Source organism: Spirillospora sp. CA-142024 (assembly GCF_050942325.1).
Classification (GTDB): Bacteria; Actinomycetota; Actinomycetes; order Streptosporangiales; family Streptosporangiaceae; genus Spirillospora.
Genome location: NZ_CP192077.1, coordinates 8,486,429 through 8,509,817, shown reverse-complemented (window position 1 = coordinate 8,509,817; position 23,389 = coordinate 8,486,429). Strand labels below are relative to the sequence as shown.

The following is a 23,389-nucleotide window of genomic DNA, read 5'->3' as shown; positions in this document are numbered from 1 at the left end:
GGGGGCGTCGGGAAGGTCCCGAGGGACCGTCCCGAAGCTGGGGAAGCAGGACGAGGACCGGCAGAACGGTCCGGACACCGAGCGGACGGGCGGTGGCCCGAGGCCACGCCCGCCCGGGCGGAACGGTGCCCGGCGCCGTGCGACGCGCGGTGCCGGCCGCCGTCCGTCAGGCCGTCCGTGCGGCCGAACCCGTGGCCGCAGGGCAGGCCGCGGCATGATCTCCACCGCCACGGCGGTAGTCTTGTGCGTCGGACCGTGCGCGCTTTTCGAGTCATGCTCGCCTGCGGCACGTTCGTCTCCTGCACATCACCCGATTCGCCGAGCGAGGTCCCGTGGGCTCTGTCATCAAGAAGCGCCGCAAGAGGATGGCCAAGAAGAAGCACCGCAAGCTTCTCAAGAAGACGCGCATCCAGCGCCGCAACAAGAAGTGATCACACCGGCCGTCAAGCCGTAAGGGGTGGGGCGCACAGTGTCCTCCATACCCGCCGCCGCGGCCCGTGTCGTCCTCGTCACCGGCGTCTCCCGTTTCCTGGGGGCGCGGGTCGCGAACACCCTGCAGGCCGACCCGGGCATCGAGCGGGTCATCGGGGTGGACACGGTGCCGCCGGCCGAATCGCTCGGCCGCACCGAGTTCGTCCGGGTCGACATCCGCACGCCCGACATCGCGAAGATCATCGCATCGGCGGGGGTGGACACGGTCGTGCACCTCAACCTGGTGACCTCCTCGTCCGTCCCGCGGGCGAAGGTCAAGGAGCTCAACGTCATCGGGACGATGCAGCTGCTCGCGGCCTGCCAGCGCTCGTCCGACATGCGCAAGCTCGTGGTGCGGTCGTCGGCCGCCGTCTACGGCTCCTCGCCGATGGACCCGGCCGTCTTCACCGAGCGGGACGAGCCCGCCGAGGCGCCCAAGAGCGGCTACGCCAAGGACGCGGTCGAGGTCGAGGGCTACGTCCGCGGTCTGATGCGGCGCCGCTCCGACCTGACCGTGTCGGTGCTGCGGTTCGCGAATTTCCTCGGCCCGGGCGTCGACTCGCCGCTCACCCGGTATCTGCACCTGCCGGTCGTCCCCACCGTGCTGGGCTTCGACCCACGGCTCCAGTTCGTCCACGAGGACGACGGTGTCGAGGTGCTGCGCCGCATGACGGTGGAGAGCCATCCCGGCTGCTACAACGTCGCCGGGGACGGCGTGCTGCTCCTGTCGCAGGCGCTCCGCCGCGCCGGGCGGCCGTACCTGCCCGTCCCGTCGCCGTCGATCTCGGTGCTCGGCGACATGGGGCGCCGGTTCGCCGGCCTGTCGGGGTTCTCACCGGAGCTGCTGCGCTGGCTGACGTACGGCCGGGTCATCGACACCACCGCCCTGGAGGACGAGCTGTCCTGGCGTCCCAAGTACAGTTCCGAGGCCGCGTTCGCCGACTTCGCCGCCGCGCAGGGCCTCGGCCACAGCAGGCTGACCGCGTTGCTGGGACGTGCCTGAAAGCCGCAGGGACGCGCCTGAGAGGGGAGCCGAGATGATGAACGCGCACCACGAGGACGACGAGGGCGCGCAGGTCATCCGGCTCGCCACCGCCCGCCAGGACTCCGGCGACCCCGGTGGCTCCGCCGCGGGCGACCCCGGCTCGGGTGCCTCCGGAGGTTCCGCCGAGTCCAGCTCGCTGGAGCGAGGCATCGCCTCCGGCCTGGCGTTCCTCAGACGCCGGATGGCCGGCGACTACGAGGTCGACGAGTTCGGCTTCGACCCCGAGTTCAACTCGACGCTCCTCCTGCCGCTCGCCCGCGCCCTCTACGAGCACTGGTTCCGCGTCGAGCTGGACGGCCTGGACAATCTTCCCGAGGGCGGCGCGCTGCTCGTCGCGAACCACTCCGGCACCATCCCGATCGACGCGCTCATGCTGACGGTCGCGCTGCACGACCACGCCGACCGGCAGATCCGCCTCCTCGGCGCCGACCTCGTCTACCAGATCCCGCTGTTCGGGCACCTGGCCCGCAAGGCCGGCCACACCCTCGCCTGCCAGGCCGACGCCGCCCGCCTCCTCGGCAAGGGCGAGCTCGTCGGCGTCTTCCCCGAGGGCTTCAAGGGGGTCGGCAAGCCCTTCGCGGACCGCTACAAGCTGCAGCGCTTCGGCCGCGGCGGCTTCGTCGGCACCGCGCTGCGCGCCGGCGTCCCGATCGTCCCGTGCGCCATCGTCGGCGCCGAGGAGATCTACCCCAAGATCGCCGACCTGCGCCCGCTGGCGCGGCTGCTCGGCCTCCCGTACTTCCCGATCACCCCGACGTTCCCGCTGCTGGGCCTCGCCGGGCTGGTCCCGCTGCCGTCCAAGTGGATGATCCAGTTCGGCGAGCCGATGACGCTGGAGGAGTACGACGCCGGCGCCGCCGACGACCCCATGACGGTCTTCAACATCACCGACCACGTCCGCGAGAACATCCAGCAGATGCTGCACGAGACGCGGCTCCGCCGGGGCCCCGCCTTCCTCTGACCGTTCTCCGCCCGTCCTAGAGTGAGCGCATGCTGCCGCTCCGAAGCCGCATGGGCCCCCGCGACCTGGGCGAGCCGCACCGCGCCTCCAGCCCGCTGGAGCTGCTGTTCGACCTGACCTTCGTCGCCGCGGTGTCGCAGGTCGCCGGACGGCTCGCCCACGCCACCGAAGAGGCGCACGTGGGCGGCGCCATCGCGCCGTTCCTCATGGTGTTCTTCGCGATCTGGTGGGCGTGGATGAACTTCACGTGGTTCGCGTCCGCGTACGACACCGACGACGTCCTCTACCGCGTCATGACGTTCGTGCAGATGGCGGGCGTCCTCGTGCTCGCGGCCGGGGTGCCCGCCGCGTTCGACGGCGACTTCACCACCGTGACCATCGGCTACCTCGTCATGCGCGTCGGCTTGGTGAGCCTCTGGGTGCGCGCCGCCGTCGCGCATCCCGCCGGACGCGCCACGGCCCTCCGCTACGCCGCCGGCCTCTCCGTCGTCCAGGTGTTCTGGGTGTCGCGGCTCGCGCTCCCGGACGGCGGCCCGATGTGGCTGTTCTTCGTCCTCGCGGCGCTCGACCTGTCCGTCCCGCTGATCGCGGAGCGGCCCGGCATGACGACCTGGCATCCGCATCACATCGCCGAACGGTACGGGCTGTTCACGATCATCCTGCTGGGGGAGAGCGTCCTCGCCGCGACGAACGCGGTGCAGGACGCCGTGGCGCACGGCGTGAGCGGCGAGCTCGTCACGATCGCCCTGGCGGGCCTCGCCATCCTGTTCGCGCTCTGGTGGCTCTACTTCTCCGAACCCGCCGGCGAAGGGCTGGAACGGCGCCGCGACCGGTCCTTCATCTGGGGATACGGCCACTACCTCATCTTCGCCGCGCTCGCCGCCATCGGCGCCGGCCTCGAAACGGCGGTCGTCTCGGCGGGCGACCACATCGAGGCGAGCACGCGGACGGTGGTCGCCTCCGTCGCCGTCCCGATCGCCGTCGTCCTCGTCATGCTGTGGGCCCTGCACGCACCGTTGCGCCGGACGACCATCCGTCCGGAGCTCATCGGTGCGACGGCCGTTCTGATCCTCCTCACGATCCTTGCCGCCCCCACCCTCGGCGTAGCGGCGACCCTCATCGTCATGGCCGTCCTCCTGTCCCTCCTCCTCGCCGCGACCCTCACCCGCGAGGCACCCGGGGCCGGTGGCGCGGGTTCGGCCTGAACTTGCACCAGTGACGCCCGAATTGCGCTCTGACAAAGGTTTCGCGCAGCAATAAGTAAACCTGGCTCTGTTCAAGGTCCGCGGACATTTCGCGCTCCCGCGATTACTTATCGTTCGCGGTCAATTGCCATGGGAGTTTCCAGCACCGAGACCGTGGATCTCGCCACCGCCAGGGGCTTTTGCGTATGATCCTTAGGGTTGTCCGCCGCCGAGCTGGAGGCACAATGGCCTTGGAGACAGTGCCCGCCGGCGTCGATGCCACGACCCCTAACGTCGCACGTATTTATGACTACTTCCTCGACGGGAAGGACAACTACGAAGTCGACCGGGAAGCCGCCGAGCAGATCATGCGGAAGGCGCCGGCGACGCGCGCGACCGCCCAGGCCGGCAGGCACTTTCTTGCGCGCGTGGTCCGATTCCTCGTCGTCGAAGCGGGAATCGACCAGTTCCTGGATATCGGGTGCGGGCTGCCGACCCAGCAGAACGTGCACGAGGTGGCGCAGGCGGCGCGTTCTGACGCGAGCGTGGCCTACGTCGACAATGATCCCGTCGTCCTCGCGCACGCGCGGGCACTGCTCGCGAAACAGCCGCGGACCACGGTCATCGAGGGAGATGTCCGCGATCCAGAGTCGATCCTGCGGAATCCGGACCTGACGGACGTCCTCGACCTGGAGCGTCCGGTCGGCGTGCTGATGTTCTCCGTCCTGCACTGCGTGGCCGATGAGGAACTGGTGCAGGACGCGGTCCGGCGGTTGCGTGGCGCGGTCGCTCCGGGCAGCCACCTGGCGATCTCGCACATCACCCGGCCGCCCGCGGCGTCCACCTACCGCGACGCCGCCGAGGAGGCGGCGCGGACGTACCGGGACCGGGGCGTCAACACCACCATGACCTTCCGCGACCGGGAGCAGATCGCCGGGTTCTTCGGCGGGATGGAGGTGCTGGCGCCCGGGCTGGTCCAGCTGCCCGACTGGCGGCCCGATCCGGAACTGGGGCCGGTGTCCGGGCACGGCCTCCCCGCCACCTACCTGTGCGGTGTCGCCCGCAAGGACGCACGGTGAACGCGCCACACGTCCCGTTCGACCCGTTCGCCGGGCAGGGACCTGCCGGACGAACCCATCCGCACTTGGACGAGCTGCGCGAACAGCATCCGGCGTTCCGCAGCACCGTCGGCCACGGCTTCTGGGTGCTGACGCGCTACGACGACATCCTCGCCGCGCTCCAAGACCCGGAGACGTTCTCCAGCCGCGCGATCGCCGTCATCGACCCGAACCCTGGGTACCAGTGGATCCCCGTCATGCTGGATCCGCCGCTGCACACGACCTGGCGGAGGCTCCTGCGGCCGTTCTTCACACCCACGGCCGCCGCCGTCCTGCGGGACCGCATCACCCGGCACTGCGTCGCGCTGATCGACGACCTCACGCCCAGGAACGAGTGCGACTTCGTCGCCGACTTCGCCCGCCTCTACCCCACGACGATGTTCCTGGAACTGATCGGCCTCCCCGCCGAAAGGCTGCTGGAGTTTCTGGCCTGGGAGTACGCGATCCTGCATCCGCCGCCTTCCGGCGCCGGAAGGGGCGAGGCCATGGCGGCGCTGACGGCCTGCTTCACCGAGCTGATCGAGGACCGCCGGGCGCGTCCGCAGGAGGACCTGATCAGCGCCGCGACCTCCTTCGCCGTCGACGGACGGCCGGTCACCGACGACGAGCTGTTGCAGCTGTGCATCCTGCTGTTCCTCGCCGGTCTCGACACCGTCACCGCTCAGCTGTCCTACGTCTTCTGGCATCTGGCCCGGCACGACGCCGACCGGGCCCGCATCACCGGCGACCCGGACGACATCCCCGACGCGATCGAGGAGCTCCTCCGCGTCTACTCCATCGTCCTCCCGGCCCGCAAGCTCACCCGCGACGTCGTACTGCACGGCTGCCCGATGAAGGCCGGGGACATGGTCATGCTCCCGCTCGCCATGGCGACCCGCGACCCCCGCGCCGTACCCGCCGCGTCGGCCGTCGAGCTGGACCGCCCGCCGACCCGCCACCTGGCGTTCGGCGCGGGCCCGCACCGCTGCCTCGGCGCGCACCTGGCCCGCCTCGAACTCCAGATCGCCCTGCGCGAATGGCACGCCCGGATTCCGGACTACCGCATCACCCCAGGCGCCCAACCCCGTGAGCACGCCAGCCTCGTCCTAGGCCTGGACACGCTCCCCCTGAGCTGGTGACCGTCACCAGGCCGACGGGGCGGTACCTGAGGAGCCGGTTGATCTGCGCAGTGGCCGTTACCGCCGTCTGAGACCCGATCGTCGCCAGGCAGCCGCGCCCGGAGACGATGAGCCGCCCCCTGCAAAGTTGGCTCTTCGCGCCGTGCCGTTCGGGAAAGACATTCCGAACGCCGCAGCCAAAGCGACGAACGGGTGGACGCTCAACGCAGGCAGCGTTAGAGAGCAGCACCGTGTTCGACGCCGCCGGACTCCTGCCCGTGGAATGTCACAGCGTGCTTGGGCGGGTTGCAGCCGACGATGTGGAGAGGAACGCCCGTCTCGATCCCGCTCAGCGGTCAACTGCGCGACGAGTCACCGCCGCGGCTGCAGGCGGCCTGCCGGACGCCGTCTCTCCGCGCCGTCATCGGCCGGGCTGCGCGCACCGACCTGGGGGCGGCGGCAAGGGTGAGGGCGCTCGTACAACTCGACGGACCCCGGCCCGGGAGCTGGGCGATGGTGGCGATGCCGATGGTCGAGCGTCGCCGCCGTAGGGCTTCGCCCGGGCCTCGTTACGCCTGCGCGCAGTCGTACTTCTCGACCGCGTCGAAAGCGGCGCTGTTCTCCTTGCCATACACGGGCTCCACGACGTCGCGGACCTTCGATCCGTCCTTTAGCTTGCTCGACGAGGTCTTGATCGCCTTGAGGACCGCACGGAACTGTTCGCCGATGTCCGGTGGGGCGCTCGCCTCCATCTCCTCGCCCCAATGGAGGACCAAGGCGGCCTGCCTCCGCAGTTCCTTGAAATCCAGCGGTTGCCCGCTGATCGCCTTGCCCACATCTGAGCGGAATGAGAGGACGCCGACCTGGAACGTGGACAGATCCAGGCAGAAGGCGGACGTGGGCGATGGAGTCGGCGACGCGGGTGCCTTCGAGGACGACGGTGAAGCTGCGGACGACGCGTTTTCCGAGGTCGAACAGCCCGTGGCGATTAGCGCGGCCGCCAGCATCAAGGCCCACGTACGGGGAGCGCTCATGGACGGAGGGTAAAGGGCATGTCGCGGGAGGGGTCCTGAGACCCGGAGCCGACAAGCAATCGGTCACCCGTCCTCTGCTGGAGTGCCAACCCACCGCGCCACCGACCTGTCGAACGGGGCCGACCAGAGGCCGGCGTTCTCCCCGCAGGCGCTCGCGACCGCAGCGGCCGTCAGGACCGGCAGGCTCAGGCCGCAGCCAAGGCTTGTAACCAGCATGCCCGCGAGGATTCCGCCACAGGGCTATGCGACGCAGGCCTTGAGCGGGCCGTAGCGAGCACGTTTGCAGGTGGATCATCAGCAGGAAGGCCACCGCGTAGAGGGCGGCGGAGAACGGCAGGCCCATGTCGCCGGCCACGAGCAGGTCCGCAAGGAGAGGAAGGACAGCGGCACCAGCGGTTCGGCCGTCTGCCACTTGTTGGCGGCCATGACGTTGGTGACACACCTCAGCCGACGGATGTGAGCCCGCTCAAGCGAGCCCCCTGGCCAAGGCTCACGCCGGTCTTCCTTCTCACCGGCTTGACCTTCACGCTGATGTGAACCCCTACCGTCCTGCAGCATGACACCAGGAACGACCCAGCGGCGTGCCTCGATCATCCACGGCTATGGCGCAACCCCCGAAGATCACTGGTTTGGCTGGCTGGGCGAGCAACTCAGCGCGGCGGGCATCCCGGCCACGATCCCGGCTCTTCCGAACCCTCAAGCCCCAGATCCCGCACTGTGGACGGGAGCCGTACGCGCCGACTTGGGGACCCCTGACGAGAACTCGATCGCCGTCGCGCACAGCCTGGGCTGTCTGACGGTGCTGCGCTGCTTGCGAGCACTTCCGGACCCTTGGCAACTTGGCACCCTCGTGCTGGTCGCCGGATTCGTTGACCAACTGCCCGCGCTCCCGGAACTGAACTCCTACATCGGCGACGGATGCGACGTGAAGCAGCTCATCAACAACATCGGTCGACTCACGATCATCCGGTCGGACGCAGACCCGTTCGTCCCCCTGGGGCACACTGACCGTCTCGCCGGCCTGCTCGGGGTCTCAACAGAGGTGGTCCCCGGAGCCGGTCACTTCCTCGCTTCCGACGGCGTCACATCGCTACGCGAAGTTCTTGAAGCGATCGCGCCGTAGCCGTCATGCACCACCAGATCCACCCGGCACACACCCCGCCGCAACGGGAAAGGCGAGCGCTACAACCGGATCTTGGCGGAGGAGTCCCTCTACGCCAGACTCTGGGCATCCGAGACTGACCGTGTGGCGGTCAGGATCCAATGAACGTCACGGTTTCTGTCATGTCCGCCCGCCCGGTACGGAGCCGTGGCACGTCTTCCTTCTCGAATCCCACCGAGACGCCGCAGAGCAGCAGGTGTCCGTCTTCGGCGCTGACCATCTGGCTGACGGTCTTGCGATACATCGTCCACATCACCTGGGGGCAGCTGTGCAAGCCTTCCGCTCTCAGCAGCAGCATGACGGTCTGCAGGTACATCCCCGCGTCCGCCCACTGTCCGGGCCCCATCGTCTGGTCGAGGTAGCAGAACAGTACGGCCGGCGCACCGAACGCCTCTGAGTTCAAGGCGGCGATCTTCCTGGGCCGGTCGGGGTCGTCACGCTCGATCCCCAGCGCTTTGTATCGCTGGGCGGCCGCGGCGGAAAAGCGGTCCAGATACGGCGAGTTCAGTTCGGCCGGGTACATCGGGTATTCCCGTTCATCACCCGGATCCCCGGCCAGTGCCCTGGCCGTCGCGCGCTTCTTCAGTTCGGCCAAGGGCTCGCCGGTAACGACATATGCGTGCCATGGCTGAAGGTTTCCGCTGGAGGGGGCCCTGGTCGCTGCAGTCAGCACTCGTTCGAGTGTCTCCTTGGGTACCGGCTTGTCGCTGAACGCCCGCACGGCCCGGCGGCTGTCCACGGCTTCGTACACATCCACGTGTTCCGTCCTCTCATTCAACGACAACCACTTCTCTACCGTCTTCACTGCGCACAGACGACAAACGGTGATCCTTATCGCGTGCAGGGGCATGCCTGTCGGACCTTGATCTATCGGACCGGTAGTGGTTAGTCGGTGACGCGGCGGTTCGAGTTGACTGATGCGAAGTGAGAGCGGCTTGCACTGCTCCTGCCGCCTCCTGGTGGTCGTGGTGGCCAGTGGGTCGAGCACCGGCAAGTGGTGTCGGGCATCTTGTACCGGGTTCGGACGGGGCTGCCGTGGCGGGACCTGCCGGAACGGTTCGGGCCGTGGAAGACCTGCTACGAGCGACATCGCCGCTGGTCAGCGGACGGAACCTGGCGCCGGATCCTGAACGAGTTACGGATCGGGGCCGACTTCGCCGAGGGCGATGATTGGACGGTCGGGATCGCGGAGCATGGCGAACAGCACGTCGGTGCGTCGGCGTGCCAGGCACGTGATGGCGGCGACGTGGTGTTTGCCCTCGCTCCGTTTCTAGAAGGCGCGTTTGAGCTGCCGGTTGCCGCGCCGGGGCGGCCTTTCACCGCGGATGGAGGAGCCCGAGGTCCGGGGGGCGGGGGCCAGTCCGGCGTAGGCGGCCAGGTGCCCGGAGGTGGGGAAGCGGCTTGCGTCGCCGACGTCGATGAGGATGCGGGCGGCGGTCCTGACCCCCACGCCGGGCAGGGAGGTCAGGAGCGAGCGCGCCAGGCTCGGGGTGATCAGTGCGGCGCCGTCGGTGCCCGGCACCGTGACCGTCTGCTCTTGCAGCGCGGCGAGGACATCGTCGGCCAGCCGCTCGGCCATGCGCGGCGCCTTGGGCCGCAGCGCGCGAACCAGCCGGCCGCGCCCGGCCTGTCGCAGCTGTGCGGGGGGCCGAAGCGTTCCAGCAGGGCGCGGACGGCGGGATGATCCAGACGCGGCCCCAGCACTCGCTCCAGGGCGGGATGGACCTGAGTGAGCAGACCGCGCAGCCGGTTGGTCAGGCGTGTGGACTCCTGGGCCAGGTCGTCGGCGAACCCGACGAGCATCTGCAACTCGGCAACGGCCTGGTCATGAAGGGCGAGCTGGCGCAGGGCTGCGGCATGGTGCGGGCCGCGTCGGCGATGATGACCGCATCACGACCGCGAGGGGGGCGTGCGGTCGTGCGTCAGTGGCCCCGGGCCCATGGGGTGATTGCGCGCTGCGGCGGAACGGCAGTGTCTTGTCAGGGGGCGCCGGGCGGGTGGTTGACCTTGGTGGGACGCCCATGGGCGTGTGGCGTTTGCCGAGTAGAGATGTCACCTGGGTGAGGGGCTGTGATCGTTTTGGGTTCCACGATCCAGGGGGCCGGACTGTGGCGGCCGGGAAGCTGCGACGCGTGGGTGCGAGAGGCGCCGCCGGGTGTGAGAAGTCGGTAGGTGTAGCAGCCGCGGTCGCTGGTCTTGGTGATCTGGAGCCGCTCTGGGTTGGTGTGTTTGTAGCGGTTGTGCCAGCCGCAGCAGAGGGCGAGCTTGTCGATGTCGGTGGGGCTGTTGCCCAGGGCCCATCCGTGGACGTGGTCGATTTCGCACAGTGTCCCGGGGACTTCGCAGCCTTGGACGGCGCAGGTCGGGTAGAGGGTTTCCAGGACCTGGCGCTGGGGGCTGGTGGCGAATCGGACCTTGTGGCCGAGGTAGAGGGGATGTTTCCCTTGCCGAGTAGGAGGGGTGAGACGCCTGCGTTGAGGGCGATGCGGCGGGCTTGGGCGGCGGGGATGGGGGTGCCGTCGGTGAGGCGGGCGGGGGCTTGGGCGCCGGTGAGGGTGTCCAGGTCGCAGATGAGGGTGACTTTGGTGGCGCGGTGCCCGTCCGACAGGACGCAGGTGAGGGCCGCCGCGGTGCGTTCGGACAGGTCTCGCTGGTCGTCGGTTCCGGCGGGCTTGGCCAGGGGGCCGAGTGTCCCGTCCCAGATCGCGGCGTCTTCGGCGTTCAGCCAGCCCTTGATGTAGCGGCCACCGTCCAGCGAGCGGGTCGAGTCGACCCAGGACCGCTCGTACCCGCGCTTGGCATCCTCGGGGACCGCTTCGACGCCGTCGCGTTCGGCGATCACATCCCGGATCCGTTTGCCGAAGGAGGCGACCTTCCCGGCGGAGAAATCCTGATCGACCATGCCCAGGAGGATTTCTTCGGCAGCGGCGCAGTCTTCATCGTCGAGGCGGGCGACCGCGCCCGCGATGGTGACGGCGTATCCGAACGACAACTCGCCTGCGGTCCACCGATCGGTCACCTCGGTGAGCCGGTGCCGCTGGCGCGCCAGGGCGAGGCGTTCCTTGGCCCGGCTGTCGCGCATGCCGAGCCGGTTGCGCAGCCACGACTGGGTGGACGGGAAACCCCATCGCTGAACCTCGCGCCCGGTGTCGACGACACCGATGAATCCGGCGAGTGCGGCTTCGTGCATGTCGGTGGCGGCGGCAAGGGTTTCAGTGAGTTCCAGGCACGCCGCCGCTGATTCGGGAGCGGTGCGGCGTGCGAGCTCGGCCGCGATCGCAGACGCGGCGTTCACCAATTCCATGGTGGACGCCGCATCAAGATCGATCGCGACTGTTTGCATGATTCCATAATATGTGATCCAAGACGCTTGGGCTTTATGTTTCTGGCTGGAATATTGTCACCCTCTGGCTATGTCGGAGTTTGACGAAGTTTCGTGCCCTCGCGGCCCCGGCACTTCGCGAACCTCACAGCCCCTCATGTTTGATGTACGGCGCCGCTCCGCGCATTTTAAGACCCTCCGAATTGTCCGTCTTCGGCTCGTGGAGAGCGGTGGGGGCGGCGCGTCGGGCAGAGGGCAGGCGGAGCCTGCCCGACGAAAGCCGCACTCAGGGCGGCCCCGTACGCAGCGCCGCCGTCACCGCCCGCCGACGAACCACGAACACCGGAAATACGAACGCCGGAAATACGACACGGGAAAGCACGTGCTTGAACCCAGAATGGCGAGAATCGCGCATCGAAATCAGGTGCATGTCGAACCGGTCAACGCGGATCCTGTCCATAGGAGGGACGGCGGTTTCACTCCCGGACATGACCTGAAACCCGGGTGAAAGCGGGCTGAAGGCGGGGGCGCGCACGCTTCATCACATGAGCACAGAAGCAAGGCAGACGGCCATCCATGCGACCGGTCTGCGGAAGGCGTTCGGGGACAAGGTCGTCCTCGACGGAATCGATCTGGATGTGCCGCGCGGGACGACCTTCTCGCTGCTCGGGCCGAACGGGGCGGGGAAGACGACGGCGGTGCGGATCCTGTCCACGCTGATCCGCGCGGACGCAGGCGACGTGCGCGTCGCCGGGCGCGATCTGGCGAAGGACCCCGACGGGGTGCGCAGGGCGATCGGAGTGACCGGGCAGTATTCGGCGGTCGACGGGCTGCTCACCGGCCGGGAGAACCTGATCCTGATGGCGGACCTGCACCGGCTCGGCAAGACCGGCGGACGCCGGGCCGCCGACGTCCTGCTGGAGCGGTTCGACCTGGTGGAGGCGGCGAACAAGACGGCCGCCACGTACTCGGGCGGGATGCGGCGGCGGCTCGACATCGCGATGACGCTGATCGGCGACCCCCAGATCATCTTCCTGGACGAGCCGACGACCGGGCTCGACCCGCGGAGCCGGCGGACCATGTGGGAGATCATCCGCGAGCTGGTCAAGGGCGGCGTGACGATCTTCCTGACGACGCAGTACCTGGAGGAGGCGGACCATCTCGCCGACAAGATCGCCGTGCTGGACGGCGGCCGGCTGGTCGCCGAGGGCACGGCGGACGAGTTGAAGCGACTGGTTCCGGGCGGGCACGTCCGGCTCCGGTTCGCCGACCTGGCAGCGCTGGACGCGGCGGCGCGCACGCTCGGCGTGGTGACCCGAGACGACGAAGCGCTCGCGCTGCAGGTGCCCAGCGACGGCGGCGTCCGCTCGCTGCGGGCGTTGCTCGGCCGCCTGGAGGACGCGTCCATCGAGGTCGACGAGTTCTCCGTGCACACCCCCGACTTGGACGACGTCTTCCTCGCCCTCACCGGCCAGAGCAAGGCGACCACCGGCCAGACCAAGCCCCTCACCGGCCAGACCGAGAACGAGAAGGTGACCTCCCGATGACCACGTTCACGCTCGCGGCGACGGACTCCGCGACGATGCTGCGCCGCAACCTGCGCCACGCCCTCCGCTACCCGTCCCTGACGATCGGCGGGATGATGACGCCGATCCTGATCCTGCTGCTGTTCGTCGGCGTCTTCGGCAATGCGCTCGGCGACGGCGTCGGCGGGACGGCCAAGGGCGACTACATCGGCTACGTGACGCCAGGGATCATCCTGATGGCCATCGCGTCCGGGTGCATGTCGACGTCCGTCGCCATCTGCATGGACATGACCGAGGGCATCGTCGACCGGTTCCGGACGATGGCGATCTCGCGGTCGTCGCTGCTGACCGGGCACGTCGTCGGCAGCATGATCCAGACGATGATCAGCACCGCCGCGGTCATCGGCGTCGCGGTGGCGATGGGCTTCCGGACGCACGGGAGCGTCCTCGACTGGCTCGCCGCCATCGGCCTGATGCTGCTTCTCACGTTCGCGCTGACCTGGGTGGCCGTGACGCTCGGGCTGCTGGCGAAGAACCCGGAGGGCGCCAGCAACACGCCGCTGATCATCCAGTTCCTGCCGTTCATCGGCAGCACGATCGTCCCGCCGGAGTCGATGCCGACCGGGGTGCGGTGGTTCGCCGAGTACCAGCCGTTCACCCCGATCATCGAGGCGATCCGGGGACTGCTGACGGGCTCGCCGAACGGACACGACGCCGCCCTCTCGGTGGCGTGGTGCGTGGGACTGGCCATCGTCGGCTACATGTGCTCGAAGGTCCTCTTCAACCGAAAGGCGCCCCGCTGACCGGGGGGCCGCTGATCAGGGGCCACCGGCCGGGCGTCGCTACCCGGGCCGGTCGGCCCGGCACCGTTAGGCGGACGCCGGCGGCCAGCCCTGTTGGCTGCGCGCTTTGGCGGGTGCCGTTGGGCGGGCGGTGCTAGGTGGGTGCCAGTTTTCTTGCGGCTTCTCGTAGTTCGGTGCGGCTCAGGCCGGCGTAGGCCGATACCGCGTCGGCGTACGCCGGTCCGTCGGCGTTCTCGGCCGCGCGGCGGACGAGCGCGGACGACATGGTCGGCTGGAACGCCCGGACGTGGTGCAGCCGTTCCGCCAGCGCGATCGTCCGTGCCGCCCGTCGCCGGACGTCCGGGGACGCGCCGGGACGGGCGAGGTCGACCATGGCCAGCGCCAGCAGCAGCCCGCCGCTGAGGGGAAGATCCATGAAGAAGGACGGCATCGGGATCTCAGGCTCGGCGAGCAGGGCCGACAGCTTGGCGGGCAGCCCCGCGACGATGTCCTCGACGAGATCGACGCGGCCGTGCCGGGCGTGGGCGACCACGGTGACGCAGTGGGCTTCGAGGGTCCACGGGTCGAGGCCGGGCGCCGACATCGGGTTCTCGTCGTTCGCGAGCCGCTCCACCGCCTGCCGCCACAGCCGCAGGCCGGTGTCGACGTCGCCGCGTCCGAACGCGATCTCCGCGCGCGCACCGAGATTGAACGAGGCCGTGCCGAACGACTCGTCAGGTCCCTGCGCGAGGGACTTGTCGAGCCATTCTTCCGCCTCGTCGACCTCCCCGAGTGACTGGTGGACGGACGCGAGCGCCCACAGGAGCCCGAACACGTCGGGCCAGCTGTACTGTTCGAGCAGGTCGAACGCCACTCGCAGGTGGTGCAGGGCCCGCTCGCCCTTGTCGAGTTGCATGAGCAGCTCGCTGAGGCGGGAGTGGGTGACCAGCCGCAGCCAGGGGATCCCCGACGCCTCGGTCGTCGCCACCATCGCCTCGGTGGCCGCGAGTGCGCCGTCCACGTCGCCGTCCCGCTCGCGGATGTAGCCGAGGACGCAGTTCGCGATGGCCGCGAGGGACGGCTCGTCGCTCGCGCACATCCCGGCGAGGACGCGTGAGTCCGGCCCGAGGATTTCCGGCACGGCGGCCACGACCGTCGCCATGGCCCGGACCAGGCTCGTCGGCGGCGCGGGCGGCAGGCGGCGCAGCGCGACGAGTGTCCGCGTCGCCTGCGCCCCCTTGAACAGGAGCGTGGTCATCGTGCCCAGCGCCAGCGCCGTCCGGGTGATCTCGACGTCCTCGGGCCCCGGCCGGAAGCGGGTCAGCAACCCGGCGGTCTCCTCCGTCAGGACGATCATCCGGCTGTAGGCGGATTCGAGCATCCACAGGCCGCCGAGGACGGCGGCGACCGCCGCGACGGCCGGGCCGTCCTGCCGGGCGAGCCCGTGGCGGAGCGCCTGGAGGAGGTTGTCCTGCTCGTCCCGGACGAGTTCCACGTGGACGAACGGGTCCGCCCCGAACAGCGGCTCCTGGTGCGCCGCGCCGAGCTCCCGTGCCCAGTTGAGGAGCCCGTCGACCGCGCGCCCGGTTTCGCCTTCCGCCTCCCGGTGGGACGCGCTGAACTCGCGGACGCTCTCCAGCATCCGGAACCGTGTCGTCGGCCCGCCCTCGACCACTTCGAGAAGCGACTGGCCGACGAGGTCCTCCACGACCTCCAGTACGTCGTCGCCGACCACGAGATGTCGCGCCGCCTCTGCGGTGAACCCGGCGGAGAACACCGACAGCGACCGCATGGCCGCCCGGCCGGACGGGGTGAGCAGGTTCCAGCTCCAGTCGACGACGGCCCGCATCGTCCGGTGCCGGGACGGCGCGTCGCGCGCGTTCCCGCGCAGCAGCGTGAACCGGTCGTCCAGGCCGCGGGCGATCTCCGGCACCGACATGACCCGGACGCGGGCCGCCGCCAGCTCGATCGCGAGCGGCAGGCCGTCGAGGTGACGGCACAGTTCCTCCACCGGCCCTGACGGCAGGTCGACGCCGGGACGCGCCGCCTGCGCCCGCTGGCGGAAGAGCTCGACGGCGGTCGGCGGGTCCAGCGCGGGCAGCGGGTACACCGACTCCGACGACAGGCCGAGCGGTGCGCGGCTCGTCGTGAGCACCCGGAGGTCCCGGGTCATCGAGACGAGGGCGCCGGCCAGCGCGGCGGCGCCTTCGACGACGTGTTCGCAGTTGTCGAGGACGAGCAGGACGGGCCCGGTCCCGAGCACCTCTGCGATCCCGGAGACCAGGTCGCCGGGACCGCCGCGGCGTCCGTGCGTCCGCGGGGGCTCGCCGACGCCGAGCAAGGACGCGACCTCGCCCGCCACGTCCTCGTCCCGCGCGACGCCGGCGAGCGCGACGAGGTGCACGGCCCGCTGCGGGGCGTCCCGAGCGACCGTGTTGGCCAGCCGGGTCTTGCCCAGCCCGCCCGGCCCGACGATCGAGGTGATGCGGGACGTGCGCAGCAGGTCCAGCACGGCGGCGAGGTCACCGGCGCGGCCGAGCAGCGGGTTCGGCTCGTGCGCGACGCCGCGCCGGACGGGGGGCGCCTCGTCCTGGAGCAGCTCCTGCTGGACGTGCTGGAGGACGCCGCCCGGATCGGTGCCGAGCTCGTCCCGCAGCGCGCGCCGGTAGGACTCGTACCGCGTCAGCGCGGCCGGCGGTCCCGCCGTCGACGCCTCGCAACGCAGCAGCTCGGCGAGCACCTCCTCGTCCCGGGGATGTTCGCGGGCCACGGCGGTGAGCGCGTCGAACCCTTCCGCGTGCCGCCCGAGCCGGGCCAGGGCCAGCGCACGGGCGCGCATCAGCGTCCAGTACGTGGAGACCCGTTCCGCGCGCAGGACGGACACCGGGTCGTCCGCATCGTCGGGTTCCGGCGGGCCGTCCCACAGCGCGAGCCCCTCCTCGGCGTGGACGAGGGCGCCCGCGTGGTCGCCTTCACGAGAGGACCGGGCGCTCGCGGACGCGGCGAGGACGACGGCCGAGGCGTCCACCGCGGACTCGTCCAGGCCCAGCCGGTATCCGGCCGGAGTGCTCGCGATGACGTCCGCGCCCAGCTGCGATCTGGCCCGGGAGACCACGACCTGGAGCGCCTTGGCGGGGTTCTCCGGACGGCCGTCCGGCCACAGCCCCTCGACCAGGCGCACGACGGGCACGCCCGCCCGCGGCTCACCCGCGAGGAGCGCGAGCAGCCCGCGCAGGCGCGGGCTCGTGACGTCCCGCCCACGGCAGGCGACCCGCGACAGCAACGTCAGCTCGACGGTCACGGGGACAGGTTAGAGCGTGCGCGGAGCGCACCGGTGGGCCGCGGACGAGCCGCCGATCAGTTCGCCCGGTAGTGGCGGCGGAGCGCGATGCCGGCCGCGACGCCGCCCGCGATCGCGCCCGCGCCGGCGGCGGCGGGCAGCGCGACCATCGTGACCTTGCGTCCGGTGCGGAAGTCGTGGATGGGCCAGCCGTGGTCCCTGGCGTGCGCGCGCAGCTCCGCGTCCGGGTTCACCGCGTGCGGGTTCCCGACCGCGGTCAGCATCGGCAGGTCGTTGATCGAGTCGCTGTAGGCCGAGCAGCGCGCCAGGTCGAGCCCTTCGCGCTGCGCCAGCGCCCGGACGGCCTCCGCCTTCGCCGGCCCGTGCAGCAGGTTCCCGACGAGCCGCCCGGTGTAGACGCCCTCGCGGGTCTCGGCGACGGTGCCGAGCGCGCCGGTGAGCCCGAGCCGGTGCGCGATCGTCCGGGCGACCTCGACGGGCGTCGCGGTGACGAGCCACACCTGCTGCCCGGCGTCGAGGTGCTGGAGGGCGAGGGTGCGGGTGCCGTGCCAGATGCGGTCGGCCATCACCTCGTCGTAGATCTCCTCGCTGAGCTTGACGATCTTGTTGACCCGCTGCCCGGCGACGAACGCGAGTGCGGCCTCCTTGGCGCTGCCGATGTGCTCGGAGTTCTCGGTCCCGCGCAGCCGGAACGCGGCCTGCCCCCACGCGAACATCGCGAGGTCGCGCATGGTGAACAGCTTGCGGGCGGCGAGACCGCGCGCGAAGTAGTAGATGGACGCGCCGCGCATCATCGTGTTGTCGACGTCGAAGAAGGCCGCGGCGGCGGGGTCGGGCGCCGGGAGCGGGCCGAGTTCGGCGGCCGCGGCTGCGGCCTCCCCGGCGCTCTTGTGGTCCTCGTCCCTGCCGCGTCCCCAGAATTCGCGCTGCCAGAATCGCCGCATGAGGCGAAGCCTAGTCAACCGCCTCCCCGCCGCCGTCTCCCCGGCCGCGATTGCGACAGTCCTCACTCCGGACGCTCGCGGCCGCCACGAGCCGCTCGCGCAGCACGGCGCGGAACCGCGGGTCCGGTCCCGTCTCGCTCGCCCGCAGCCGGGCCAGCGCGTTCCCCCGCTCGCTGATCTTTCCTCGCTTTGTCTTCACTGCCCGGTTCTCACTGGCCGCTCCCTTGCGGACTCCAGGCGCGAACGCGCTCTTGCCCGCACAAACGATCGGACACTGGGCCGGGTTACGGCCCGGAAGTTAATTGTTAAACAATCCAATGCGCTTCACGCGGGCGACGTCAACCGTTCGGGCAGGCCGCACAGTACGGAGAGGGTGGTGCGGAGGGTCAGCCGCGCAGGTCGTCCGGGAGCATACGGCCCAGCGACCGGACGGCGCGGTACTGAAGCGCCTTGATCGCGCCCGGCTTCTTGTCCATGACCAGCGCGGTCTCGGCGACCGTCAGCCCGTGCAGGAACCGCAGCACGACGCACTCCTGCTGCTCGGAGCCGAGCCGCTGGACGGCGAGGAGGAGCGTCCGGTTGGTCATCGCGTCCAGGACGGCCCGCTCCGGCCCCTCCTGCGGACGGTCGGGCTCGACCAGCTCGGCGGTGCAGACCTCCAGCCGGTAGCGGCCGGACTTGAAGTGGTCGGCGACCAGGTTCCGGGCGATCGTGACCAGCCAGGCCCCGAAGTCCTTGCCCTGCCAGTGGAAGTCGCAGATGCGGCGGAGGGCGCGCAGGAACGTCTCGCTGGTCAGGTCCTCGGTGAGCGAGTGCGTCCCGACCCGGTAGTACACGTACCGGTAGACGAGCTCGACGTAGTGGTCGTAGAGAGAACCGAACGCTTCGGCGTCGCCTTCCCTTGCCCGCAGCACCAGCGCCTTGAGCACCTCGGCGCGGTCTGCCCCCCGCTCCGGCGCGCGCTGCACGGGACGCACGAGGGTCCCACGGGAATGCCGAGGAAGCGGGACGAGCCCGGCGTCGAGGGTCAAGCTGCTCATGCAGTTCTCCTCGGGGCGTACGCGACCTCCGGCGTGATCTGCCACTCTAGAGACCGAAAGGTATGAGAGCAATGAGTGCTTTTCATCCACTGCGTATCACGAGCCCCGCACGGCCCGGCCCGCCGAGGAGGAGCGCGCGCACCGGTGCGTTCCCGGGGAGCGGTTACCCGTCAGCCCCCCGCATCGGGCACCATTGAGCGCGATGGTTGCTCTTCTCGCGCTCCTGGCGACCCTCGGCGCCTTAGCCGCCACAGGGTTGCTGGTTCAGCGTGCCTACAAAGAACGGCTGCTGTACCTCATCGCGTGGTCGTTCACCCAGGTCGGGCTGACGCTCGCGCTCCTGTGCATGGGCCTCGGCCTCATGATGGGGTTCAACGGCCCGCTGTTCCGCGTCATGGAACTCGGCGCCGCGCTGATCGGGCCGGTCTGGCTCGCGCTCGGCATGATCGAGCTGATCGCGCGGTACGTGCAGGTGCGGTTCGCCGCCTGGCTGTTCGCGATCTCCTACACGGTCGTCGCGATCGTCATCCTGATCCTGGACCCGCTCAAGGGCTCGCTGTCCAAGAGCCTGCCGAAGCCGAGCGCCACCTACGACGCGCTGCCGCTGCTGCTGATCGACGGCGCGCACGTCGTCGCGGTGATCGCGCTGGCGGGATGCACCGGCGTGACCGCGTGGCTGGCCAGCAAGCGCGACCAGGAGGCGGCGGAGCTGCTCATCCCGGTCGCGCTGGTCGCGCTCGCGGGCGTCCTCGTGGTCAGCGGCACCCGCGGGTTCCTGCCCGCGCCGCTCGCGGCGATCGCGCTCGGCGCCGCCGCCGGCCTGGTCTGGTACGGCTCGATGCGCACGATCCCGGTGTACGAGGAGGGCGAGGGCTACGACGAGTACGGGGACGAGCCCGCGACCGGCTACGAGGAGCAGGGCTACCCGTCCGCCGCCAAGGCGGAGCCCGTCCCGGCGCCGACACCGCCGCCGGATTCCAGACGCGGCGAGCTGCGCTTTCCCGAACCGGTCGCCGAGGAGTTGCGTTACCCCGTGAACACCAGCATCCCGGAACAGCCCCAGCAACCGGCCCAGCCGGCCCAGCCCGCCTACCCCGATAACCCGGCCGGTCCGACGGCGATCGACGGGATCGGGAACGTGCTGGAGCAGGCGGCGCTCGGCAGGGCCAGGCCGGGCGCGCCCGGCGGGGAACTGGCGAACGCGTGCGGGCAGATCACCGTCTACACGCTGCTGGACGGGCGCGAGGACGCCTTCGACCGGCTCGCCACCGACCTGGTGAAGGCGGCGCTGGCCGCCGAGCCGGACACGCTGGTCTTCGCCTCCCACGATGTGGTCGGCGCCCCCACGCAGCGGATCTTCTACCAGCTGTTCCGGGACGAGGCGGCGTTCGCCGCGCACCGCCGCCAGCCGCATCTGCAGCGGTTCCTGGCGGAGTCGCGCACCCATGTGCTCGCCACGAACGTCATCGAGCTGAAACTCGGCCCGGCCAAGATGCCGCTTCCCGCGCCGGAGTTCCCGGGGAGGTGACATGGCGGCGAACATCATGATCACGCTGCTCGGGAAGCCCGGCTGCCACCTGTGCGAGGACGCCCGCGCGGTGATCGAGCGCGTCGCCCGCGACCTGGACGTGCCGTGGGAGGAGCGGGACATCACCCGCTCCGAGGAGGACACCGAGCGGTACTGGGAGCAGATCCCGGTCACGCTGATCAACGGCGTCCAGCACGACTTCTGGCGCGTCGACGAGGACCGCCTCCGCGCGGCGATCGCGAAGCTGCGCTAGCCCGGTATGTCTGGTCGGTCACACCCGCTCTCCGCCCGGTGCCCGGCCCGTAGGCTGGGAAGTCCCTGATGGACGGGCTTTTCGCGGCGTCGTCCGGGGCGGCCGCGGACCGCGGGACCGGGGGGTGACTTTGTGCGCGTATTCACAAAGGCTTAACCTGGTGGACAGCCCTGCGGCGGTCAGGCCGCGGCCGTCCGGCCACCACCTGGTCGCGCACGCCGAGGGTCAGGGGACTTGCGTGCCCCGTCCCCAGCGTCGAGCCCGAAGAGCAGGCCGTGACACCTCGACAGAACCGCCACCGCGATCGTGCGGGCCGCGGCATCCCCGAAGCCACCGTGGCGCGGCTGCCGGTCTACCTGCGCGCCCTCACCGGGCTGCAGGAGCGCGGCGTCGCGACCGTCTCGTCCGCGGAACTCGCCGCGGCGGCCGGCGTCAACTCGGCCAAGCTGCGCAAGGACCTGTCCCACCTGGGCTCCTACGGGACGCGCGGGGTGGGTTATGAGGTCGAGTACCTCGTCTACCAGATCTCCCGCGAGCTCGGCCTCACGCAAGACTGGGTCGTCGCGATCATCGGTGTCGGTAACCTTGGCCGTGCCCTGGTCGGCTACGGCGGTTTCGCGTCCCGCGGCTTCCGCGTCGCCGGCCTGCTCGACGCGGACGAGTCCATCGTCGGACAGGAGATCTCCGGCATGACGGTGGAGCACATCGACAGGCTCGAGGACATGATCGCCGGGCACGGCGTGTCCATCGCCGTGATCGCCACCCCGGCGGGCGCCGCCCAGGGGGTGTGCGACCGCGTGGTGGCCGCCGGCGTGACGAGCGTCCTGAACTTCGCGCCCGTGGTGCTCTCGGTTCCCGACGGTGTCGACGTCCGCAAGGTCGACCTGTCCATCGAACTGCAGATCCTCGCGTTCCACGAGCAGCGCAAGGCCGGCGGGCCGGACGGCTTCGCGCCGCTGGCCGCCGGTGACGCGCCGCCGGGCACCGCTCATTACGTAGAGACGGTGGAAGCATGAGCGGAGCAGGCAGAGACGCGGGAGACGGCAGATGAGCATTCTGGTCGTGGGGCTCAGCCACCGGAGCGCGCCGGTGGCGGTGCTGGAGCGGGCGGCGGTCGCCGGGGACGACCTGGTCAAGCTGCTGCACGCGGTGCACGACTCCGCGAACGTCGTCGAGGCCGCGATCGTCTCGACGTGCAACCGGGTCGAGATCTACGCGGTCGTCGACAAGTTCCACGGCGGCGTCTCGGCCGTCTCCGACCTGCTGGCCCTGCACTCCGGCGTCCCGATGGACGACCTGTCCCGGCACCTCTACGTCCACTACGAGGAGCGGGCCGTCCAGCACGTGTTCGCGGTGGCGTGCGGGCTGGAGTCGATGGTCGTCGGCGAGGGGCAGATCCTCGGGCAGATCCGGCAGGCGTTCCGGCTCGCGCAGGACGAGGGCACGCTGGGCCGCGATCTGCACGACGTCCTCCAGCAGTCGCTCCGGGTGGGCAAGCGCGCCCACCACGAGACCGGGATCGACAAGGCGGGCGCGTCGCTGGTCAGCGTGGGGCTGGACGTCGCCGTCCGGCATCTCGGGCCGCTGGAGGACGCGCGCGCGCTGGTGGTCGGCGCCGGCTCGATGAGCTCGCTGGCCGCGGCCACGCTGAGCCGGGCCGGAGCGCGCGAGGTGGTGGTGGCCAACCGCACCCACGAGAAGGCGGTGCGTCTCGCCGAGTCGCTGGACGTCCCGTCCCGCGCGATCGAGCTGTCCGTCCTGGACGCGGCCGTCGCCGAGGCCGACCTGGTGGTGTCGTGCACCGGCGCCGCCGGCCTGGTGATCACCGCGGCGCGGCTGGCGGCGCGCGGCGTCGGCTCCGACGGCCGGCCCCGCTTCTTCCTCGACCTGGCGCTGCCGCACGACGTGGAGCGGGCCGTCCGCGACCTGCCGGGCGTCGGGCTGGCCGGGCTGGACGACCTGCGGACCGCGCAGGAGGCCGCGCACGCGATCGGCCCGGAGGCGGTCGAGGCCGTCCGGCGGATCGTGTGCGAGGAGGTCGAGGCGTTCCTCAGCGCCGCCCGCGCCGCCGCCGTCGCCCCGACCGTGGTCGCGCTGCGCAGCAAGGCGGCCGAGGTGGTGGAGGCCGAGCTGACCCGGCTGACCGGGCGGGTGCCCGAGATGGACGGCAGGGCCCGCCGGGAGATCGAGCAGACGGTCCGGCGCGTGGTGGACAAGCTGCTGCACGCGCCGACCGTCCGGGTGAAGGAGCTGGCGGCGGCGCCGGGCGGCGACTCCTACGCCGACGCGCTCCGCGAGCTGTTCGACCTGGATCCGAAGGCCCCCGAGGCCGTCGCCCGCGCGAACATGGGTGAGACCGACACGCGGGACGTGGACGCGGGGTGCGACGACGCCGACTGTGTCAGTCCGGCCTCCGCACCGGGGGACGTCCCCGTGTCGGACGTCCCGGTGTCGGATGTCCCCGTGTCAGATGTCACGGTGTCGGACGTCCCGGACGGCGACGTCGCGGTGCCGGACGGCGTGAATGTCGAGACGGTGAACGCGCAAGCCGCCAGCGTCCGGGCGGTCAGTGCCCGCGACGCGGTCCCGGCGCGCGAAGGAGACGAGAAGTGAGTACGGCG

At 70.6% G+C, this 23,389-nt stretch carries 19 protein-coding genes and 4 pseudogenes; 15 read left to right on the top strand and 8 right to left on the bottom strand.

The window, feature by feature from the left end:
* Positions 1–332: 332 nt before the first annotated feature.
* The 6 genes from ACQPZP_RS40240 to ACQPZP_RS40215 all read left to right on the top strand — a co-directional run bounded on the left by ACQPZP_RS40240 (position 333) and on the right by ACQPZP_RS40215 (position 5,897).
* The gene (locus ACQPZP_RS40240; protein ID WP_018654693.1) at positions 333–431 is read left to right on the top strand and encodes a 30S ribosomal protein bS22; all 99 of its coding nucleotides are present in this window, start codon (positions 333–335) and stop codon (positions 429–431) included.
* Positions 432–478: 47 nt separating this feature from the next.
* Positions 479–1,474, top strand: a complete 996-nt coding sequence (locus tag ACQPZP_RS40235; RefSeq protein ID WP_433479756.1) for an NAD-dependent epimerase/dehydratase family protein — start codon at positions 479–481, stop codon at positions 1,472–1,474.
* Positions 1,475–1,508: 34 nt separating this feature from the next.
* Complete coding sequence (locus ACQPZP_RS40230) at positions 1,509–2,477, top strand: lysophospholipid acyltransferase family protein (protein WP_433474858.1); 969 nt, start codon at positions 1,509–1,511, stop codon at positions 2,475–2,477.
* 29 nt (positions 2,478–2,506) lie between these two features.
* Entirely contained in the window at positions 2,507–3,682 is a 1,176-nt protein-coding gene (locus tag ACQPZP_RS40225) for a low temperature requirement protein A (protein WP_433474857.1), read from the top strand.
* A gap of 224 nt (positions 3,683–3,906) precedes the next feature.
* Complete coding sequence (locus ACQPZP_RS40220; protein WP_433474856.1) at positions 3,907–4,740, top strand: SAM-dependent methyltransferase; 834 nt, start codon at positions 3,907–3,909, stop codon at positions 4,738–4,740.
* Complete coding sequence (locus ACQPZP_RS40215; RefSeq protein WP_433474855.1) at positions 4,737–5,897, top strand: cytochrome P450; 1,161 nt, start codon at positions 4,737–4,739, stop codon at positions 5,895–5,897. The genes ACQPZP_RS40220 and ACQPZP_RS40215 overlap by 4 nt, the downstream gene beginning before the upstream one ends.
* Positions 5,898–6,445: 548 nt before the next feature.
* On the opposite strand, the gene ACQPZP_RS40210 is transcribed toward ACQPZP_RS40215, so the two are convergent.
* Entirely contained in the window at positions 6,446–6,910 is a 465-nt protein-coding gene (locus tag ACQPZP_RS40210) for a hypothetical protein (RefSeq protein ID WP_433474854.1), read from the bottom strand.
* Positions 6,911–7,466: 556 nt separating this feature from the next.
* Here ACQPZP_RS40210 and ACQPZP_RS40205 point away from each other — a divergent pair.
* Both ACQPZP_RS40205 and ACQPZP_RS40200 read left to right on the top strand, forming a co-directional pair.
* Complete coding sequence (locus tag ACQPZP_RS40205) at positions 7,467–8,033, top strand: RBBP9/YdeN family alpha/beta hydrolase (RefSeq protein ID WP_433474853.1); 567 nt, start codon at positions 7,467–7,469, stop codon at positions 8,031–8,033.
* Between the two features lie 15 nt (positions 8,034–8,048).
* A pseudogene (locus tag ACQPZP_RS40200) lies at positions 8,049–8,156 on the top strand (IS481 family transposase); the annotation flags it as partial.
* 7 nt (positions 8,157–8,163) lie between these two features.
* On the opposite strand, the gene ACQPZP_RS40195 reads toward ACQPZP_RS40200, so the two are convergent.
* Positions 8,164–8,829: a nitroreductase gene (locus tag ACQPZP_RS40195; RefSeq protein WP_433474852.1), complete on the bottom strand. Its 666-nt coding sequence runs from the start codon at positions 8,827–8,829 to the stop codon at positions 8,164–8,166.
* 183 nt (positions 8,830–9,012) lie between these two features.
* On the opposite strand from ACQPZP_RS40195, the pseudogene ACQPZP_RS40190 reads away from it, so the two are divergent.
* Positions 9,013–9,252, top strand: a pseudogene (locus ACQPZP_RS40190) (transposase); the annotation flags it as partial.
* On the opposite strand, the pseudogene ACQPZP_RS40185 reads toward ACQPZP_RS40190, so the two are convergent.
* Together ACQPZP_RS40185 and ACQPZP_RS40180 are read right to left on the bottom strand one after the other, a co-directional pair.
* Positions 9,208–9,967, bottom strand: a pseudogene (locus tag ACQPZP_RS40185) (transposase); the annotation flags it as partial. The pseudogenes ACQPZP_RS40190 and ACQPZP_RS40185 sit on opposite strands and share 45 nt — an antisense overlap.
* A gap of 626 nt (positions 9,968–10,593) precedes the next feature.
* A pseudogene (locus ACQPZP_RS40180) lies at positions 10,594–11,262 on the bottom strand (DUF222 domain-containing protein); the annotation flags it as partial.
* 677 nt (positions 11,263–11,939) lie between these two features.
* On the opposite strand from ACQPZP_RS40180, the gene ACQPZP_RS40175 reads away from it, so the two are divergent.
* Together ACQPZP_RS40175 and ACQPZP_RS40170 are read left to right on the top strand one after the other, a co-directional pair.
* Positions 11,940–12,941 (top strand): ATP-binding cassette domain-containing protein, encoded by a 1,002-nt coding sequence (locus ACQPZP_RS40175; RefSeq protein ID WP_433474851.1) that lies wholly within the window; start codon positions 11,940–11,942, stop codon positions 12,939–12,941.
* Entirely contained in the window at positions 12,938–13,723 is a 786-nt protein-coding gene (locus ACQPZP_RS40170) for an ABC transporter permease (RefSeq protein ID WP_433474850.1), read from the top strand. The genes ACQPZP_RS40175 and ACQPZP_RS40170 overlap by 4 nt, the downstream gene beginning before the upstream one ends.
* A 133-nt stretch (positions 13,724–13,856) precedes the next feature.
* Here the strand turns inward: ACQPZP_RS40170 and ACQPZP_RS40165 are convergent, their stop codons facing one another.
* The 4 genes from ACQPZP_RS40165 to ACQPZP_RS40150 form a co-directional block, all read right to left on the bottom strand.
* A complete protein-coding gene (locus tag ACQPZP_RS40165; protein ID WP_433474849.1) occupies positions 13,857–17,003 on the bottom strand; it encodes an ATP-binding protein in 3,147 nt (1,048 codons plus the stop codon).
* A 56-nt stretch (positions 17,004–17,059) separates the two neighbouring features.
* The gene (locus ACQPZP_RS40160) at positions 17,060–17,947 is read right to left on the bottom strand and encodes an HAD family hydrolase (protein ID WP_433474848.1); all 888 of its coding nucleotides are present in this window, start codon (positions 17,945–17,947) and stop codon (positions 17,060–17,062) included.
* A gap of 10 nt (positions 17,948–17,957) precedes the next feature.
* Positions 17,958–18,146 carry a hypothetical protein gene (locus ACQPZP_RS40155; protein WP_433474847.1) on the bottom strand — a complete coding sequence of 63 codons (189 nt, stop codon included), beginning with the start codon at positions 18,144–18,146 and terminating at the stop codon, positions 17,958–17,960.
* A 187-nt stretch (positions 18,147–18,333) separates the two neighbouring features.
* Entirely contained in the window at positions 18,334–18,987 is a 654-nt protein-coding gene (locus tag ACQPZP_RS40150; protein WP_433474846.1) for a sigma-70 family RNA polymerase sigma factor, read from the bottom strand.
* Between the two features lie 202 nt (positions 18,988–19,189).
* Here ACQPZP_RS40150 and ACQPZP_RS40145 point away from each other — a divergent pair, with 202 nt between their 5' ends.
* From ACQPZP_RS40145 to ACQPZP_RS40130, 4 genes are all read left to right on the top strand, one after another.
* A complete protein-coding gene (locus ACQPZP_RS40145; protein WP_433474845.1) occupies positions 19,190–20,515 on the top strand; it encodes a putative quinol monooxygenase in 1,326 nt (441 codons plus the stop codon).
* Position 20,516: 1 nt separating this feature from the next.
* Positions 20,517–20,768: a glutaredoxin family protein gene (locus ACQPZP_RS40140; RefSeq protein WP_433474844.1), complete on the top strand. Its 252-nt coding sequence runs from the start codon at positions 20,517–20,519 to the stop codon at positions 20,766–20,768.
* 275 nt (positions 20,769–21,043) lie between these two features.
* On the top strand, positions 21,044–21,784 hold the full coding sequence (locus tag ACQPZP_RS40135; protein WP_433474843.1) for a redox-sensing transcriptional repressor Rex: 741 nt from the start codon (positions 21,044–21,046) through the stop codon (positions 21,782–21,784).
* 31 nt (positions 21,785–21,815) lie between these two features.
* Entirely contained in the window at positions 21,816–23,381 is a 1,566-nt protein-coding gene (locus tag ACQPZP_RS40130; protein WP_433474842.1) for a glutamyl-tRNA reductase, read from the top strand.
* The last annotated feature ends 8 nt before the right edge of the window (positions 23,382–23,389 follow it).